Raw genomic sequence first — 16,179 nt, forward strand, 5'->3', positions numbered from 1 at the left:
ATATGATTAAATCTTCAATATCAATCCAGGCCTTTTGAACTCTACTTTTCATAAAATTATTTTTTTATTGTGGAAATACATTGCAAGCTTTCGATAAACTGAATAGAACTCACGTATTGGTTTTCGAAACCACTTAGCTTCAGCCTCTTCATCTAATTGGATGGTAGTTCCAAAGTCCTCTGGGTTTTCAACAACGTAAGGTTTAAATAAATAAGATGGCATATGATGTATATACAACGAGCCTATATAGTTATCTACTGGCATGCACCACTGTTTAGAGCCTAATAATAGCTTATTAGCAGCATTAGGAGAGATTGCATATGAACGTGTCCCCCCAAAATTATTACTCATAAAGGCTATCTGATAACTACCGTTATCTTCTTTAGTAAAAAGCTGACACCTCTCCGTCTCTGGTTCTAATCTCAAAAAACCATACTCATGTACTTTCCTCTCTATCGTAGCGAAGAGATCTACTAACTTGCTATTTATTGCTGCATCATCTTCAATCACTAAAATAGATTCATTAAGTTTTACACATTTATCCCAGAGTAGATAATGGCTAGCATAGCAGCCTAACTCGCCTTTGGATGGCATTCGACCACTCGTCAACCATAACCGCTTAAAGTAGTTATAGTTAGAAAACAGAGGATGTGGGGGTTCAACTCTTCCATCGACAGCATCAAAAAACTCAAACTCTAATCCCAGAACATCAAATTGTCTCTTAATGTTCTCTCTCCTTTCTGGAGAGCGTTTGAGGCTAATCACAAAGATTTTCATTTTTGAAATCCAGTGTTGTTCTTCTCATTACTTCAGTATGGGGTAATTAGAGCATATTTGTATTTAAGTTAGAACGTTTTTGTCTACAGCAATCAATTTGATAGGCATGGCTTTAACAACAGGCAGGTTATCATCTTTATACCAGTATGCTATTCTCACGGCGAATTGATGAGAGCATTGTAGGCAAATGAAAATTCTTGTTATTGGCCCTTCTTGGGTTGGCGATATGGTCATGTCACAAAGCTTGTACCAGCGCCTCAAACAGCAGCACCCTGATGCACAGATTGACGTATTAGCTCCTGCTTGGTGTAAGCCAATTTTGGAACGTATGCCTGAGGTAAATCATGCGATTGAAATGACTATCGGTCATGGTGCTTTCAATCTGCTTGGGCGCCGCGCTATTGGGTGTGAGCTGCGCGATAATCGGTATACCCATGCCATTGTGCTGCCTAATTCAGCTAAATCAGCCTTGATCCCGTGGTTTGCTAACATTCCAAAACGTACCGGCTGGAAAGGTGAATTCCGCTATGGTTTGCTCAATGATTTGCGCCCAGATAAGCGTGTTTTCCAATATATGGTGGAAAGGTATGTTGCGTTGGCTCACCCAAAAGCCACGATGCTTGCCGATGTTTCGTTAGCACATTGCCCAAGACCTAAACTCGTCATCGACGCCATCGCGCAGCAAGCCGCTCGACAGCGACTCAGCTTAGTCTCATCGCGTCCCGTCATTGGACTCTGTCCTGGTGCAGAATTTGGCCCCGCGAAACGCTGGCCTGATCATTACTACGCTGAAGTCGCTCGTTATGCTATTGAGCAAGGTTTTCAAGTATGGCTTTTTGGCTCAGCAAAAGATCACTCCGTCACCACCCAAATTCAACAGGTTTTAAGTGAAGAGCAGCGAGAATACTGCGCCAATCTCGCCGGCGAAACCTCCCTCATCGAAGCCGTTGATCTGCTTGCAGCTTGCCATACTGTGGTCAGTAACGATTCTGGTTTAATGCACGTTTCAGCCGCTGTTGGTTGTAACATTGTTGCAATTTATGGTTCAAGCTCTCCCAAATATACGCCACCACTGACGGATAAACTGGCAGTCGTACATACAGAGATCGAATGTCGTCCGTGCTTTAAACGAGTTTGTCCGTTAGAACATTTAAATTGCTTAAATCAACTCAAACCTACACAAGTCATTAAAGCTTTAGATAAATTTATTGGAAAAGATTCATGAAACACCTCTGGTTTGAAAAAGGTGCTTATGCTTCGAAAGCGGCACGCCAATACTTAAATGACCATTTTAACCCTCTAGAAGTTAAGAAAATCGCTGTCATTCGTCATGCAGCGCTTGGTGACCAAGTCATTGTGCGCCCCTTTTTAGTTGAAGCTAGAAAGTTCTTTCCTAATGCCGAAATCACCTTGGTCACCGTGTCAAACTACCTCTATGGAACCCCCTCTGAGCTAGCGGACAAAACAGTAATAATGAAAAGCCGCGATGATTCAAAACAGCTGTCACTCAAGCAAAAATGGCAAGACTATAACCAACTGGAAGCACAAGACATTATCTTTGATGTGGCTGGTACGAATCGCTCTTACTGGATGACATTGCTGACTAAAGCGAAACTCAAAGTGGGCTTTCCTTACAAACCCTTTTTATGTGGCACTTTGTATAACTTGGCAGTCTTTCGCTCTGATTTTCAACCGGAAGTGGAATGCATGCTCGATATGCTGAAAATTCTTGGCCACAACCCGAGTTATCCGCTTGATTTTGCTTACCCTGATAATAGGCAGATCTGCGATCATGCCGATCCGTATATCGTCTATTTCAGTGGTGCCTCCCAGCTGCGAAAAATTTTAACTAAGCCTGAAATGCGGGCTGTGATTGAGCAAACCATTCAGCAACAACCGAATGTGAAACATGTCTTTCTAGAAGGAAAAAATGAGTTTGAAAAAGGTGAGTACCTACAAGACCTAGCCGACAATGGCTCGTTAACGATTCAACCATGTTTGCCTCTTGATGACTTAGTCACCTTCATTGCGAAAGCGACTCTGGTGATTGCTCCCGATACGGGCATCCGAAACGTGGCAATATCAACTCACACACCAACGGTGGGAATTTTTTATGCTACGGTTCCCTTTCGCTACACACCTCTCTATGAAGCGCATACTATCGTGATGAATGCGAATGGTGAAAAACCGTCTACTGAGCAAATTACCTCAGCGATCGACGCAACGTTAAAAATGCGCTTGGCGGCAGCCAAAAACACACAGGAACAATGAATATGAGCAAAGTAACCGTATTGATCGCCAACCGACTGATTCGTCTGACTGGCAACCTATTTAAAATGCTCTCTTACCCGTTTCATTGGGTGTTTCCAAAGCTGCGTTTTACGATTCCCGCTTACTCACCAGCTAAGCTAAAAATGCGCGCCAATGCCACCATTCCACACACTATTTGGCAAACCAACTTCACCGATCAAGCTTCATTACCGGTTTACCTTAACTATCTGTTTAACCGTCTCATGTCGCTCAGCTGTGACTATCGCTATGTGAGTACCGAAGCACGTGGTGAGTTCTTAAAAGAACATGCGTCACCAGAAGTTTATGATGCTTACTCTCGCCTCACTAACGGCGCAGCCCAAGCTGACTTATGGCGTTTAGTGGTACTCAATACCTATGGTGGTGTGTATATGGATATTGATGCCACACTGGTATGGCCGCTCGATAAGCTGCTCGGCGACTCACAAGAGCTGTATATTCGCATTAAAAATAATACCGAGATCACCAACTATTTCATTGCCACAGCACCAAACAATCCGGATCTACAAGCGACTATTGAACAGGTAGTTTATAACGTGAATCACTACGAGCCTTCGATGGGGGTGTATCACTCCACAGGACCAACGGTACTCAATAACATCTTGTCAGCTAAAGCGGTGATTCACACTCAAGACCGTAAATACGTATGTATTCAGGGCACCTTTACCAATGAACACTTCCAGTACATTGATAAACCTCGTGGCAAGTGGACACACATCAACCCCGAAGATCTCGTGAAAAAATAATGCTGCTTCGTACGCTTTATACATTTTTACTCACTTTAGCTGCGCCGTTTTTACTGTATGGCCTCTATCGCCGTAGGCAGGGGAAACCCAGTGTCGGAAAACGTTGGAAAGAGCATTTCGGCATTACCCCACAACTAAAAACTGCAATCCCACCGATTTGGATCCATGCCGCTTCGGTGGGTGAAACCTTAGCCGTAACGCCACTGATTAAACAGATTAAGCAGCGTTCACCGAATACACCGATTCTGCTGACTACCACGACCCCGACGGGTGCTGAACAAGCGGAAAAATTGGCGGATTGGGTTGAGCATCGCTATACCCCGATTGATTTTTCGTTTGCAGTAAGAGGCTTTTTGCATCGTGTCCGACCTTGCCAATTGATCATCGTGGAAACAGAACTGTGGCCAAATACTCTACACACCGTTGCCAAAGCAGGTTTGCCGATTACACTCGTGAATGCACGACTTTCGGAAAAATCCTATCGCGGTTATCAGCGAATTCGCCCATTTTTTAACGGCATGACGAAGCATCTCAGCCTAGTGTTGTGTCAATTCGCAGACGATGCACAGCGGTTTATTCAGCTCGGTATGGCTGAGAAAAAAATCAAAATCACCGGTTCGATTAAGTTTGATATCGCCCTCACTGATGACGTGATTGCTCAAGGTGAAGCGCTCAGAACGGCTTTAGGTAAACATCGCCCAATCTGGATAGCCGCCAGCACACATCAAGGCGAAGATGAAATCGTGCTTGCGGCACATCAAGAAATCCTCAAGCAGCATCCTAATGCTTTGTTGATTTTAGTGCCGCGCCATCCTGAACGTTTTGCGGCGGTGCATAAGCTCGCAGCCAGCCTATTTTCAGTGCAAACTCGTAGCAGCCAACAAATCATAACCTCCGACACTCAAGTGTATCTCGGCGATACCATGGGCGAGATGCTGGTATTACTCGGCGCTTCTGATGTGTGTTTTATGGGTGGCAGTTTAGTGGGTAAAAAAGTCGGCGGGCATAATTTGCTTGAACCTGCTGCACTGGCAAAACCCATCATTACAGGCCCTAGCTTTTACAACTTTACCGATATCACCCACGCACTCATGAATGCACATGCCTGTGTGATTGCTGACCAACCAGAAACCATTGTCAAGCAGGTGAACCATTGGTTTGCTGATGTTCAAGAACGGCAGCAATGCGGAAAAAATGCGTTAGAGATTGTGATGCAAAATCGTGGGGCTCTCGAAAACACCTTGATCGAATTAGGTTTTACTAAGGAATTCGTCCAATGAAAAAATTGATCGTCGACCTCGACGGCACTCTCACCCAAGCCAATACTTCAGATTATCGTAACGTGCTACCTCGGCTTGATGTGATTGAACAGCTTCGCGAGTACCACCAACAAGGGTTTGAGATTGTGATTTCGACGGCGCGTAATATGCGCACTTATGAAGGTAATGTCGGCAAAATCAATATCCACACGCTTCCTATCATTACTGAGTGGCTGGATAAACACCAAGTGCCTTATGATGAAATTTTAGTGGGTAAACCTTGGTGTGGACACGATGGCTTTTACATTGATGATCGTGCCGTGCGCCCTTCCGAATTTGCCTCGATGAGTTTGGAAGAGATCCACCAACTCTTTGAGAAGGAAAAATCATGTTCCTAATTATGTCTGGTGCCTATGTTGGCCAAGAGTTGGAATCTGAATTTGGGCGTATTCCTCCGAGTTTTCTGCCGTTAGGCAATCGTCGCCTGTTTCAGCATCAAGTCGCTTTGGCACCACAAGGCGTAAAAGTCTATCTATCTTTGCCTGAGTCTTATGTGGTTTCAGAGATCGACCTCCAATGGCTTGAACAACATCAGGTGACAATTATCGCTACACCAGATGGACTCAGCTTAGGGGCATCACTGGTGGCAGCACTCAATATTAGTGGGCACTCACTCAATGCACCGCTGCACATCCTCTACGGTGATACGCTATTTAACCAACTGCCGGTTGGCGATGATATAGTCAGCGTTTCCACCGCAAAAGACAGCTATAACTGGGCCGTATTAACTAATGATGACGTCGATTGGCTACAAGATGCCAATACGCCCATGAGTCACGAAAGTCAGCGAATTATCGATGGCTACTTCAAATTCAGCCGCCCACGAGAACTGGTTCGTTGTATCACACAGAGTGAATGGAAGTTTATTTCTGGCCTCAATCGCTATCATAAAAGCGTAGGCTTAAGTGCGGTCAATTCCATCGGTTGGCTCGATTTTGGCCATGTGAATACTTACTATCACTCCAAAGCCGAATTCACCACCCAACGCGCCTTTAATGAGCTGACCATAACCGCTAAATGGATTGAAAAGTCGAGCATCAAAAACCAAAAAATCGCCGCTGAAGCTTACTGGTTTGACAATCTGCCAATGGCGATGCGTGGCTTCATTCCACAATATTTAGGCAGCCAAAACAGCGAGGGGAAAATATCTTATCGCTTAGAATATCTCTACCTAACAGCACTGAACGAGTTATTCGTTTTTTCCAGATTACCGAGCCAAATCTGGCAGAAAATCTTATCCAGCGCGGTGGAGTTTTTAAGCCTATGCCTTGAGCAAGCTGTCGAGCCGAATGCTCCCATCAATACTCTCGACATACTGTTTGCCAATAAAACCGATCTACGCCTCAATGAATTCTGTGCATCGCGACACATCACTTTAGAAGATCAATGGCAGTTTGCGGGACAAGATGTTTCGCTCGCGCAAATTCTGCGTGATAGCCAAAAACATTTGCCTGATGAGGTACCCTTGTTAGGGGTCTTGCACGGTGATTTTTGCTTTAGCAACATTTTGTATGACTTCCGAGCCAACAAAATTAAGACGATTGACCCTAGAGGGATGACGCCTGACGGGCAGAAAACACTGTATGGTGATATCCGCTACGATTTAGCCAAGCTGAGTCATTCGATTCTTGGTTTGTATGACTGGATTATTGCTGGTTACTACCATGTTGAGATTTGCGGTAACGCGATCGAATTAAAGATTGCAGAGCAGAGCCATCATAAAGAGACGCAACAAGGTTTTATCGAACTGATTGAACAAACCTTCGGACTCACGGCGAAAAATCTCTACGCGATGCAAATTCAACTATTCCTATCCATGTTACCTTTGCATGCCGATGATCGTCGCCGCCAAGATGCTCTATTTGCTAATGCATTTCGTCTCCACCAAATTTTATTGAGGCTTGATCAATGATTGTGATCCCAATGGCGGGAATGAGTTCTCGCTTCTTTAAAGCCGGTTATACCCAGCCCAAATATATGCTTGAAGCCCATGGTCAAACCCTGTTTGAACACTCGGTCAACAGCTTTGCCACCTATTTTGCTAGCACTCCGTTTCTGTTTATTGTGCGTAATGTTTACGACACTGCGGCGTTTGTGCGCGAAAAAGCCACTCAGCTTGGCATTAAACAATTTTACATCGCTGAATTGCATGCAGAAACTCGTGGCCAAGCAGAAACGGTGACTTTGGGGTTAGAAGAACTCGCAAAACAGGGCGTGGACTATCAAGGCTCGATCACGGTGTTTAACATCGACACATTCCGTCCGAATTTTGTATTCCCTGGCATTAGCCAGCACAGCGATGGCTACCTAGAAGTGTTTCAGGGCGGTGGTGACAACTGGTCTTTCGCCAAACCAGAACATGCTGGCAGCACCAAAGTGATTCAGACAGCCGAGAAAAATCCGATTTCCGATCTCTGTAGTACCGGGCTTTATCACTTCAATCGTAAAGAGGATTACTTGGAGGCATATCGCGAATACGTTGCCAGACCGAGCCAAGAATGGGAGCGAGGCGAGCTATACATTGCGCCACTCTACAACCTGCTCATTCAAAAAGGGTTGAATATTCACTACCACTTGATTGCCCGCCATGAGGTCATTTTTTGTGGCGTACCAGATGAGTACACTGACTTTTTGAGGCAGCCACAACCATGATCAAGATTGATGATGAAGCGATCACCTTTGTTGTGCAGGGGCCGGTGCAAGCAAGCGCCAGTCGTCAGCAAATCGCGAGCATCACAGAGCAGTGTTTGAACTCCATACGCCGCTTTTTTCCTAAATCGACCATCATTCTGTCGACTTGGAAAGGACAGCCTCTTGATGGGCTCGATTACGACCAAGTGTTGGAATTGGATGATCCCGGCGCAAATACCGTTTTTTATGACGGTCAGCCGCTCAAACTTAATAATAACCGTCAGATGTACAGCACTCACATGGGGCTGAAAGCGGTAAAAACGCCTTATGCAGTTAAGCTACGTACCGATAACCTGCTAACGGGTCGCCAATTTGTTGAGCTGTATGAACAATATGCCGATCTACCCAAAGCGCAGAATTATCAATTTTTGACTCAGCGAGTGCTCACCAGCAGCACGTTTTTTATTTCGAGCCACTATGGGCATCCGGTACATTTTCATAAAAGCGATCTGTTTGACTTTGGCCTGACCCAAGATCTCCTAACCATTTGGTCTGATCGCTGGATACCAGAATTACACTTCACGCTTAAGCAGGGCTACAAAGCACGCCACCCAGCAACAGAGCAAGTTTTATGTCTGAATTGGATCTCCGCACTACTCGGTGCAGATCATCATATCGAGAGCAAAACCTGCGATCATGCGGGCTTAGGTGAAGACTTTTGGCCACAGTTTATGGCCAATAACTTACTCATGGATTGCCCAGAGAAGATAGGGCTAGACGTCACTGAGCGTTTTTATAAACGAGGTAATTTGGCACTTGAGTATGATCTCAAGGATTGGTTGTATCTTAATGGGCAAACTCACAGCCCATTCGATGTTAAACGCTTATATCGCTGTTACCGTTATCAAGAAGGTAAGCTTTTACGTAGGCTCAAATCCTAATCGACCAATTGGTAACCTTGCATTAAAGGTTGCCAATCCATTTCATTCCATTTAACTGCTCGTTTAGCAACTTCTTTGGTAAATGAGCGTTTTAATCTCTCTAAATTCGACGGCTGCCAAGTTCGACTAGCGTCTAGATAACACTTATCAAAATCAATAATCCATACCTTCTCTTGGTCATCAATCAAGATGTTATGGATATTGAGATCGGTATGGTTGACTTGCGCATCGTGCATTTTGCGGATCTCACGTCCGATTTTACGATAGAGTTCATCGCTGATCGGGCTTTCTTGTAAAATGCTCACCAGATCGCGAGCATTCGGCACTTTTTCACTTAAGAGATCGGCTTTATACAGCAGCCCGTGTTTTTGTACGCGAGCGGCAATCGGGCGCGGCACGTTAACGCCAGCATCGCGCAAGTGATTGAGCAGCATAAACTCTTGATAGCTTCGGGTCTTTTCCCATCCGCTGAACCAGTAGGAATCTGCCACCACCTTTCCAAACAAACCACCGCGGCGATAATGACGCAACGCACCTTGTGTCTGTTGCAACTGCACAAACCACGTGGTGCCTCGCCCTGTCGCGCTGCCGAGCACTTTGCCATTTTGCTGCCAAAACTCAGGGTTACAGCATTGACTTGGATCTTCATGCAAAATCGCATCGTCAAACCAAATTTTCTGCTGAGCATCGTTGAACGTCTGTATCAAGGGGCGATTCCTATCGTTATCCGGTGGTTTTGCAGTTTTGCTCTGCATGTAGCGTGCTGCATTTTACATTTTCTGGTCAGCTCTGCATAATTCTGGCTCAATTATCGAATAGGTTTGGCTATGGCACTGTTTCAATCAGCCCCACACTCCCTCTGTATCCTGCGTTTATCAGCGATTGGTGATGTCTGTAATACCATTGCTGCCGTGCAAGCGATTCAATGCCAATGGCCGCAAACACGCATCACTTGGGTGACGGGTAAACTAGAAGCAGAACTTATCCAATCTCTGCCCGATATGCAGGTCATAGTGTTTGATAAAAAACTCGGATGGCGAGCTTACACCCAACTCTGGCAAGCCTTAAAACAAGAGCGTTTTGATGCGTTGTTACACATGCAGTATGCCTTCCGAGCCAGTATTGCGACTTTGGGGATCAAAGCGCGCTACAAACTGGGTTTTGATGCGGCGCGCAGCCAAGATTTTCAAACTTGGTTTACCAATGTCAAAGTTCCCTCACCGGACAAAATGCACGTATTAGATGGCTTGTTGGCATTCGTTGAACATTTAGGTATTAGCGATATTGAACCCAAGTGGTCACTTACCTGCCAGCCTGACGATCTGGCTTGGGCAGAGGTGCAGTTTCAACCTGAGCAACCTCGCTTGGTGATTGTGCCTGGAGCAAGCAAAGCTTATAAAAATTGGACAGCTGAAGGCTATGCAGCCGTCATTAAACATGCGCAGCAACAAGGCTGGCAAGTTGTCTTAGCGGGTAGCCCAGCACAAGTCGAGCGAGATCTGGCCGCGCAAGTTGAACAAGCACTCACTCACCCAGTGTTGAATTTGGTGGGAAAAAGTACACTACAGCAGATGCTAGCGCTGCTCGCTAAAGCGGATTTGGTGATCGCCCCCGATACCGGACCAGCACATATGGCCAACGCCATGGCCACACCAATCATTGGCCTGTACGCTCACCATAATCCTGAGCGTACAGGCCCATACCATTATCGCCATTATGTAGTTTCCGCTTACGAAGAAGCCTTACTAGCAGAAACAGGTAAAACGCCGCAGCAGGTTGATTGGCGTACGCGAGTCAAAGATCCAAATGCGATGCAGCGCATCACCGCACAGCAAGTGATTGCAATGTTTGAGCGCGCATCTGCTGACATCACGGCAACACGGGCGATCGATTGAAACATCATTTACCGTTATAGTAGTCAACATTGTTTGTACCCAAGGCTTGTTCGTACCGAGGATTTTTCGTGAATAAACCAACGCTTGCTGTCGCATTGATAGTAAAAAATGAAGCGCGTCATCTGGATGAGTGCTTACAAACCGTGCACGACTGGGTCGATGAAATCGTGGTGCTCGATTCTGGTAGTAACGATGAAACCGAACAGGTCGCACGTCGTTATACTGAAAAATTTTACGTTAATGCCCAATGGCCGGGCTTTGGCCCACAACGCCAACTGGCTCAATCTTATGTGCAGTCCGATTATGTACTGTGGTTGGACGCCGATGAGCGAGTCACTCCAGAGCTTAAACAGAGTATTTTGCAGGCTGTTGCGGCCAATAAGCCCGATACTTTGTATCAATTCGCGCGTTTGAGTTGGGTGTTTGGTCGTTTTATCCGCCATAGCGGTTGGTATCCAGATCGCGTGCTGCGCCTCTACCCAACTCAACTGACTCGCTACAATGACGCATTAGTGCATGAAAAGGTACACGTTGAGCCAAGCATGAAAGTCGAAACTTTAGCGGGCGATGCGATTCACTACACCTATAACGATGTGCACCACTATCTGGTGAAATCCGCGGGTTATGCCAAGGCGTGGGCGGATCAGCGTCAGGCAAAAGGTAAGAAGGCTTCGCTTTCCCAAGGCATCGTCCATGCTCTGGGCTGCTTTTTGAAAATGTATCTGCTCAAGCGCGGTTTTTTAGATGGAAAACAGGGTTTTTTGATTGCGCTGCTCTCCGCACACTCCACCTTTGTGAAATACGCTGACTTGTGGGCACGTGATAATGACGAGCACTACAAACGCTAAGCGGATATCTATCGAGCAAAGTAAGAAAGACAAAGGGAGCCGCAGCTCCCTTTTTTAATGATTAAAGCTGCACACTACGCAGCCAAGGTGCAAGTTCAGCCAACACGGCCTTAATATCAATCCGACTCATGTTCTCTTGGTTCGCTTTGTCATCTGCGGGCGGCGGACAAAAAGCGATATGCTTACCTTGCGAGTTGAGTGGTCGCCAGCGCAGTGGCGTTGCAGAACGCTTGGCCGGAAAAAATCCAACGGTCGGCACATCCAACGCCGCGGCAATATGCAAAGGCCCCGTAGAACCCGCTATAAACAGTTGTGCGCAAGCCAGCGAGCGCGTGAAATCCACCAGTCCATCATTTTTGGTATATAAGGCCGCACGAACACCTTGCTCAGCAAGCAAGTTTTGCAACTGAGCGGCTTTCTCTTCTTCACCCGGCCCCGCGGTGAGCACCACCTGTTTGTGCTCATCCATCACTCCTGTGACTAACTCACAGTACTGCTCAAGGGAGAGATTATTCGCGGAACCGCCACTACCAGCATGCACAAAAAGCCACGCTTTGTCGGGAGTAATGTCTAACTGCTCAGCGAGTTTGCTGCGCTGCACTGCCAATTGCTCGGCAGAAAAAGTCAGATACGGCGCGTTCGGTTCAATAATCGGCTGACCAATATCGCGCAAAAAAGCGCGTACCAAATCGAGGTTGTATTCGTATTCAGGTTTGGCCGATTGCGAGCGCTTTTGCTTAATGCGGTGCTGATAAAAAATCTGTGCCAATTTCGTCGCCGGAGCCAAACGGTAAGGAATACGTGCTTTCCACACCAAGAGCGCGTTATACATAGTCGAAAAGAAGTTGATAGAAGCATCAAACTGCTGTGCTTTAAGTGTTTGCACCAGTTGCTCATGCTGCGCCTTATCAGCCTGTTGGCCGGGGTCGATGATCACCGCGTCAATCCATGGACAAAGCTCTGCCAGTGCGGCGGTATACTTCGGAACCAGTGCAGTAATGTGACAGTCCGGCAGAGAAGCCTTCAGCATAGCGAAACTTGGCCAAGCCAGCATAAAATCGCCAATTTTATCGTTGCGAATAACCAGTAACTTTTTCATTGTGCTCGATAAGGTGTGAAATTTTGCGTCCTCATCATACCGACTTCATAGGTAAATGTGAGGCTTTTTGTTAGGATGAGGCCACTTCCCTGATTGATGAGTAACGGATTGTGAGCCAAAAACGTCTTTCCCGGGTAATTTACCCCGGCACTTTTGACCCCATCACCAACGGGCATCTGGATCTGGTTGAGCGTGCTGCACAAATGTTTGATGAGGTGATCATCGCTATCGCGGCCAGCCCAAGCAAAAACACCATGTTTAGCTTGGATGAACGTGTGCGTTTTGCACGTGAAGTGACTGCCCATTTGGATAACGTCACCGCCAAAGGGTTTTCAGGATTGCTCGTCGATTTCGCGCAAACGGAAAAGGCCAATGTGCTGATCCGCGGTTTACGTACCACGGTCGATTTTGAATACGAATTTGGCTTAACCAATATGTATCGCCGCTTGATGCCGGGGTTGGAGAGCGTTTTCCTTACCCCTTCTGAAGAGCATGCGTTTATCTCTTCAACCATAGTGCGTGAAGTCGCGATTCACGGCGGCAATGTCGATGAATTCGTTCCATCCATAGTTGCCGAAGCGCTGCATCAAAAGGAAAAAAATCTAAAACTTCAAAGGGATGCAAACCAGCATCCCTTCATCAATGCTGGCACTGCGGACAGAAAAAGGTATTGCGCTGCGCAATTTTCTGCTCGCAAAGCGGTTCACCACAATTGGGGCAAGGCTGTTTTGCTTTGCCATACACTTGCAGTTCTTGCGCAAAATAGCCTGGTTTACCATCACTTTGGGTAAAGTCTTTCAGCGTTGTGCCACCTTGCTTAATCGCTACTTGCAGCACTTGTTTGATGTTCGCCACCAAGGTTTGCCACTCATCCAAACTCAGTGAATTGGCAGGGCGCAGTGGATGGATGCGTGAAGTAAACAGCGATTCATTGGCGTAGATATTGCCCACACCCACTACCGCCGCGTTGTCCATAATGAAGGCTTTCACTGCAATGCGTTTATTGCGTGCTTTATCGACCATGTATTCAGCATTAAATGCTTCGGTCAGAGGCTCAGGCCCTAAACGCCCGAGCACTTCATGGCTCTCATCGGGTGCACACCATAACCAAGCCCCGAAGCGGCGCGGATCGTTATAGCGCAGCCGTTTACCACTGGTCATCACCAGATCCACGTGATCGTGTTTAGCCGCAGGAAAATCACCATCCAAAATGCGCAGCGAGCCGGACATGCCCAAATGAACAATCGCACTACCGACTGCTGTTTCAATAATCAGATATTTAGCTCGACGATGAATAGCGAGAATTTTCTGCCCTTCAAGTTGTTTAAGCTCTCGTGGAATTGGCCAGCGCAACTTGGGCGTACGCAATATTAGGGATTGAATCGTGCCACCAACCAAATGAGGGGAAACCCCTAAACGACTGACTTCAACTTCTGGTAACTCAGGCATACTGACCTCTTACAATGGCGCAGGAAATAGATAACTCGTCTCAACAGAGACCGCAATCCAGTGATCTTGCCAGTTTTTCAGCAACCAAAATTGCGAGGTTTGATAAACCGTGATCCTTTGCGGTTCTGCATGATCGGCGTACCACACTTCGATCGTTTCTGGCGATGGCAGTGTCGGTTGTAATGAGCGATAAGTGGCTTCATCCACTTCCGTACCCGTTAAGGACTGCCAACGCTTCACCAATTCTTCAGCATCAATGCTCAATTCCGGCGTTGCTAGCCACTCTTCACGGCTCTTTTCTAAAGAAAACTGCGGGAAATTCAGCGCTTGTAAGGTGGCATCCGCTCGAAGTAGGGTTGGAAACTGGCTAGAAGGTTCAGGCAATAGATAGGTTTTAATGACTGTCGGTAAATTGATGACAGCAATAAAACCAATGACAGCTAAGATCAGTATGTTGTTCCAACGGCGACGTCGATTGGGAGAAACGCGCATAATCACTCCTTGCGATAAGCAAACGTTTTGAGAGTAGCAAAGTGTACGGGGAGATCCTAGCGAAGCGAATTCCCTAAGAAAACACGTTGAATTACAGAGGCCAAAAACTCAAATTGCAGATAGAAAAAAACCCAACCAAAGGCTGGGTTTTTTCACGCACTGTAAACAAGAGCGAAATCAATTACTTGATTTTTGCTTCTTTGTACACAACGTGCTGGCGAACTACAGGATCATATTTCTTGATCTCGAACTTGCCAGGCATATTGCGCTTGTTCTTATCAGTGGTGTAGAAGTGACCTGTACCTGCAGATGATACTAGGCGGATTTTTTCGCGAATGCCTTTAGCCATTGCTCAATTCCTCTTAAACGTTTTCGCCACGTGCACGGATCTCTACAAGAACAGCATCGATGCCTTTCTTGTCGATGATACGCATACCTTTAGCAGTTAGACGTAGTTTAACAAAACGTTTTTCGCTCTCTACCCAGAAACGATGAGTTTGTAGGTTCGGCAGAAAACGACGCTTAGTAGCATTTTTTGCGTGTGAGCGGTTGTTACCAACTGCAGGACGCTTACCAGTTACTTGGCATACTCGTGACATGAATGTCTTCTCCAAATCGTTTCAGCTCGATATCAACCTTGGTGGCCGAACCTCTCTCTTTCCAAAATAAGAAGTTGAGGTTAAAAACCGTTATGGAATACCCATACAAGGCTATCAAAGGTCGCGCATTATACTAACTTGCCGCACATTGCTCAAGACCCGAACAGATCCTTTTCGCAGGATTTGCTGATCTTTTTACGGTGCGAGCTGAATCAGGGTTAAAAAATGTCGGGGCATATTATCAGATTCTCGCCAACTCACAAGCTTAAAAATGCCGCAAACCATAAGTGTTGGCTATATCCAGCCACGTTCAGCAAAAGAGACCACTTCCCCGTCGCCAACCACGAAATGATCCAGCACTCGAATCTCAACTAAACTCAGCGCATCACGCAGCCGATCGGTGATCCTTCGGTCAGCTTGACTTGGCTCAGCAACCCCTGAAGGATGGTTGTGCGCCAGTATCACAGCAGCGGCATTGTGGTGCAGCGCTCGCTTGACCACTTCCCTTGGATAAACACTCGCGGCATCAATCGTCCCTTCAAATAAAATTTCATCGCGGATCACTCTGTGCTGGTTATCCAAAAATAATATATAGAAGGCTTCACGCTGGCGATCGCGCAATATGCTGGAAAGATAGAGTTTGGTTTGCTGCGGACTGGTGAGTGCGTCACCCCGCTTTAAGGTTTCACCGAGATAACGTTGGGTCATCTCCAATACCGCTTGTAACTGGACAAATTTGGCTTCACCCAACCCTTTGTGACGACAAAACTGCTCTTTGGATGCACAAAACAGCGCGCGCAGTGATCCAAAATCACGCAGCAACAGATCCGCCAAAGCCAACACGTTCATGCCTTGGGTTCCGGTACGTAGGAAAATCGCTAACAACTCCGCATCACTTAACGATTGTGGGCCGCGTTGCAGCAATTTTTCGCGCGGCATGGACTCGGCGGGTAAATCTTTCAGGTTCATTTCTTTTCTCTGGGTCGGTTTTGCTTACACAAGCCAGAGAAAACAAAGGGCCGCAAGCGGCCCTGATAAAGTTTCGAATCACCTCAAGTGGCGATGCAATTTCA

Annotated in this window: 18 protein-coding genes and 1 pseudogene; 11 read left to right on the plus strand and 8 right to left on the minus strand. The window is 46.5% G+C overall.

Annotation, left to right across the window (positions count from 1 at the left end; all coding sequences use genetic code 11):
- Nucleotides 1-48: 48 nt before the first annotated feature.
- The gene (locus D908_RS08415; protein ID WP_005524861.1) at nt 49-777 is read right to left on the minus strand and encodes a glycosyltransferase family 25 protein; all 729 of its coding nucleotides are present in this window, start codon (nt 775-777) and stop codon (nt 49-51) included.
- 187 nt (nt 778-964) lie between these two features.
- On the opposite strand from D908_RS08415, the gene waaF reads away from it, so the two are divergent.
- From waaF to D908_RS08375, 8 genes are read left to right on the plus strand one after another with little or no spacing between them, the layout of a single operon-like run.
- On the plus strand, nt 965-2,002 hold the full coding sequence (gene waaF, locus D908_RS08410) for a lipopolysaccharide heptosyltransferase II (protein WP_005524868.1): 1,038 nt from the start codon (nt 965-967) through the stop codon (nt 2,000-2,002).
- Nucleotides 1,999-3,048, plus strand: a complete 1,050-nt coding sequence (locus tag D908_RS08405) for a glycosyltransferase family 9 protein (RefSeq protein ID WP_005524871.1) — start codon at nt 1,999-2,001, stop codon at nt 3,046-3,048. Before waaF ends, D908_RS08405 begins: the two co-directional genes overlap by 4 nt.
- A gap of 2 nt (nt 3,049-3,050) precedes the next feature.
- Nucleotides 3,051-3,833 carry a glycosyltransferase family 32 protein gene (locus tag D908_RS08400; protein WP_005524873.1) on the plus strand — a complete coding sequence of 261 codons (783 nt, stop codon included), beginning with the start codon at nt 3,051-3,053 and terminating at the stop codon, nt 3,831-3,833.
- Nucleotides 3,833-5,113: a lipid IV(A) 3-deoxy-D-manno-octulosonic acid transferase gene (gene waaA, locus D908_RS08395; protein WP_005524874.1), complete on the plus strand. Its 1,281-nt coding sequence runs from the start codon at nt 3,833-3,835 to the stop codon at nt 5,111-5,113. The genes D908_RS08400 and waaA overlap by 1 nt, the downstream gene beginning before the upstream one ends.
- Nucleotides 5,110-5,490 carry an HAD-IIIC family phosphatase gene (locus tag D908_RS08390; protein WP_000734013.1) on the plus strand — a complete coding sequence of 127 codons (381 nt, stop codon included), beginning with the start codon at nt 5,110-5,112 and terminating at the stop codon, nt 5,488-5,490. Before waaA ends, D908_RS08390 begins: the two co-directional genes overlap by 4 nt.
- Nucleotides 5,481-7,064 (plus strand): glycosyltransferase family protein, encoded by a 1,584-nt coding sequence (locus tag D908_RS08385; RefSeq protein ID WP_005524877.1) that lies wholly within the window; start codon nt 5,481-5,483, stop codon nt 7,062-7,064. The genes D908_RS08390 and D908_RS08385 overlap by 10 nt, the downstream gene beginning before the upstream one ends.
- Nucleotides 7,061-7,804, plus strand: coding sequence for a glycosyltransferase family 2 protein (locus D908_RS08380; RefSeq protein ID WP_005524879.1), 744 nt, complete (start codon nt 7,061-7,063; stop codon nt 7,802-7,804). The genes D908_RS08385 and D908_RS08380 overlap by 4 nt, the downstream gene beginning before the upstream one ends.
- The gene (locus D908_RS08375) at nt 7,801-8,724 is read left to right on the plus strand and encodes an LPS biosynthesis protein WavE (protein WP_005524881.1); all 924 of its coding nucleotides are present in this window, start codon (nt 7,801-7,803) and stop codon (nt 8,722-8,724) included. Before D908_RS08380 ends, D908_RS08375 begins: the two co-directional genes overlap by 4 nt.
- Here D908_RS08375 and D908_RS08370 read toward each other — a convergent pair.
- Entirely contained in the window at nt 8,721-9,479 is a 759-nt protein-coding gene (locus D908_RS08370; protein WP_082320969.1) for a 3-deoxy-D-manno-octulosonic acid kinase, read from the minus strand. The genes D908_RS08375 and D908_RS08370 overlap by 4 nt on opposite strands.
- A gap of 72 nt (nt 9,480-9,551) precedes the next feature.
- On the opposite strand from D908_RS08370, the gene D908_RS08365 reads away from it, so the two are divergent.
- Entirely contained in the window at nt 9,552-10,619 is a 1,068-nt protein-coding gene (locus D908_RS08365) for a glycosyltransferase family 9 protein (RefSeq protein ID WP_005524884.1), read from the plus strand.
- 68 nt (nt 10,620-10,687) lie between these two features.
- Complete coding sequence (locus D908_RS08360; RefSeq protein ID WP_005524885.1) at nt 10,688-11,467, plus strand: glycosyltransferase family 2 protein; 780 nt, start codon at nt 10,688-10,690, stop codon at nt 11,465-11,467.
- 61 nt (nt 11,468-11,528) lie between these two features.
- Here the strand turns inward: D908_RS08360 and D908_RS08355 are convergent, their stop codons facing one another.
- Nucleotides 11,529-12,566: a glycosyltransferase family 9 protein gene (locus tag D908_RS08355; protein WP_005524897.1), complete on the minus strand. Its 1,038-nt coding sequence runs from the start codon at nt 12,564-12,566 to the stop codon at nt 11,529-11,531.
- Nucleotides 12,567-12,676: 110 nt separating this feature from the next.
- Here D908_RS08355 and coaD point away from each other — a divergent pair.
- Nucleotides 12,677-13,165: pseudogene (gene coaD / locus D908_RS0119465) on the plus strand (pantetheine-phosphate adenylyltransferase); the annotation flags it as partial.
- A 40-nt stretch (nt 13,166-13,205) separates the two neighbouring features.
- Here coaD and mutM read toward each other — a convergent pair.
- The 5 genes from mutM to radC all read right to left on the minus strand — a co-directional run bounded on the left by mutM (nt 13,206) and on the right by radC (nt 16,075).
- Complete coding sequence (gene mutM, locus D908_RS22555) at nt 13,206-14,015, minus strand: bifunctional DNA-formamidopyrimidine glycosylase/DNA-(apurinic or apyrimidinic site) lyase (RefSeq protein ID WP_005524901.1); 810 nt, start codon at nt 14,013-14,015, stop codon at nt 13,206-13,208.
- A gap of 9 nt (nt 14,016-14,024) precedes the next feature.
- On the minus strand, nt 14,025-14,507 hold the full coding sequence (locus D908_RS08345) for a hypothetical protein (RefSeq protein ID WP_005524902.1): 483 nt from the start codon (nt 14,505-14,507) through the stop codon (nt 14,025-14,027).
- A 181-nt stretch (nt 14,508-14,688) separates the two neighbouring features.
- Entirely contained in the window at nt 14,689-14,856 is a 168-nt protein-coding gene (gene rpmG / locus D908_RS08340) for a 50S ribosomal protein L33 (RefSeq protein ID WP_001051801.1), read from the minus strand.
- A 13-nt stretch (nt 14,857-14,869) separates the two neighbouring features.
- Entirely contained in the window at nt 14,870-15,106 is a 237-nt protein-coding gene (rpmB, locus tag D908_RS08335) for a 50S ribosomal protein L28 (RefSeq protein ID WP_000091952.1), read from the minus strand.
- 294 nt (nt 15,107-15,400) lie between these two features.
- Nucleotides 15,401-16,075: a RadC family protein gene (radC, locus tag D908_RS08330; protein ID WP_001049290.1), complete on the minus strand. Its 675-nt coding sequence runs from the start codon at nt 16,073-16,075 to the stop codon at nt 15,401-15,403.
- Nucleotides 16,076-16,179 lie beyond the last annotated feature (104 nt).

The organism is Vibrio mimicus CAIM 602, assembly GCF_000338875.1.
Taxonomy (GTDB): Bacteria; Pseudomonadota; Gammaproteobacteria; order Enterobacterales; family Vibrionaceae; genus Vibrio; species Vibrio mimicus.

What these genes read in the sequence shown, in the direction of transcription:
- D908_RS08415 (WP_005524861.1), bottom strand. Translation starts at nt 777, where the DNA reads ATGAAAATCTTTGTGATTAGCCTCAAACGCTCTCCAGAAAGGAGAGAG.
- D908_RS08355 (WP_005524897.1), bottom strand. Translation starts at nt 12,566, where the DNA reads ATGAAAAAGTTACTGGTTATTCGCAACGATAAAATTGGCGATTTTATG.
- D908_RS08365 (WP_005524884.1), top strand. Translation starts at nt 9,552, where the DNA reads ATGGCACTGTTTCAATCAGCCCCACACTCCCTCTGTATCCTGCGTTTA.
- D908_RS08385 (WP_005524877.1), top strand. Translation starts at nt 5,481, where the DNA reads ATGTTCCTAATTATGTCTGGTGCCTATGTTGGCCAAGAGTTGGAATCT.
- D908_RS08390 (WP_000734013.1), top strand. Translation starts at nt 5,110, where the DNA reads ATGAAAAAATTGATCGTCGACCTCGACGGCACTCTCACCCAAGCCAAT.
- mutM (WP_005524901.1), bottom strand. Translation starts at nt 14,015, where the DNA reads ATGCCTGAGTTACCAGAAGTTGAAGTCAGTCGTTTAGGGGTTTCCCCT.
- rpmG (WP_001051801.1), bottom strand. Translation starts at nt 14,856, where the DNA reads ATGGCTAAAGGCATTCGCGAAAAAATCCGCCTAGTATCATCTGCAGGT.
- D908_RS08400 (WP_005524873.1), top strand. Translation starts at nt 3,051, where the DNA reads ATGAGCAAAGTAACCGTATTGATCGCCAACCGACTGATTCGTCTGACT.
- D908_RS08375 (WP_005524881.1), top strand. Translation starts at nt 7,801, where the DNA reads ATGATCAAGATTGATGATGAAGCGATCACCTTTGTTGTGCAGGGGCCG.
- D908_RS08370 (WP_082320969.1), bottom strand. Translation starts at nt 9,479, where the DNA reads ATGCAGAGCAAAACTGCAAAACCACCGGATAACGATAGGAATCGCCCC.
- rpmB (WP_000091952.1), bottom strand. Translation starts at nt 15,106, where the DNA reads ATGTCACGAGTATGCCAAGTAACTGGTAAGCGTCCTGCAGTTGGTAAC.
- waaA (WP_005524874.1), top strand. Translation starts at nt 3,833, where the DNA reads ATGCTGCTTCGTACGCTTTATACATTTTTACTCACTTTAGCTGCGCCG.
- D908_RS08405 (WP_005524871.1), top strand. Translation starts at nt 1,999, where the DNA reads ATGAAACACCTCTGGTTTGAAAAAGGTGCTTATGCTTCGAAAGCGGCA.
- D908_RS08380 (WP_005524879.1), top strand. Translation starts at nt 7,061, where the DNA reads ATGATTGTGATCCCAATGGCGGGAATGAGTTCTCGCTTCTTTAAAGCC.
- radC (WP_001049290.1), bottom strand. Translation starts at nt 16,075, where the DNA reads ATGAACCTGAAAGATTTACCCGCCGAGTCCATGCCGCGCGAAAAATTG.
- D908_RS08345 (WP_005524902.1), bottom strand. Translation starts at nt 14,507, where the DNA reads ATGCGCGTTTCTCCCAATCGACGTCGCCGTTGGAACAACATACTGATC.
- waaF (WP_005524868.1), top strand. Translation starts at nt 965, where the DNA reads ATGAAAATTCTTGTTATTGGCCCTTCTTGGGTTGGCGATATGGTCATG.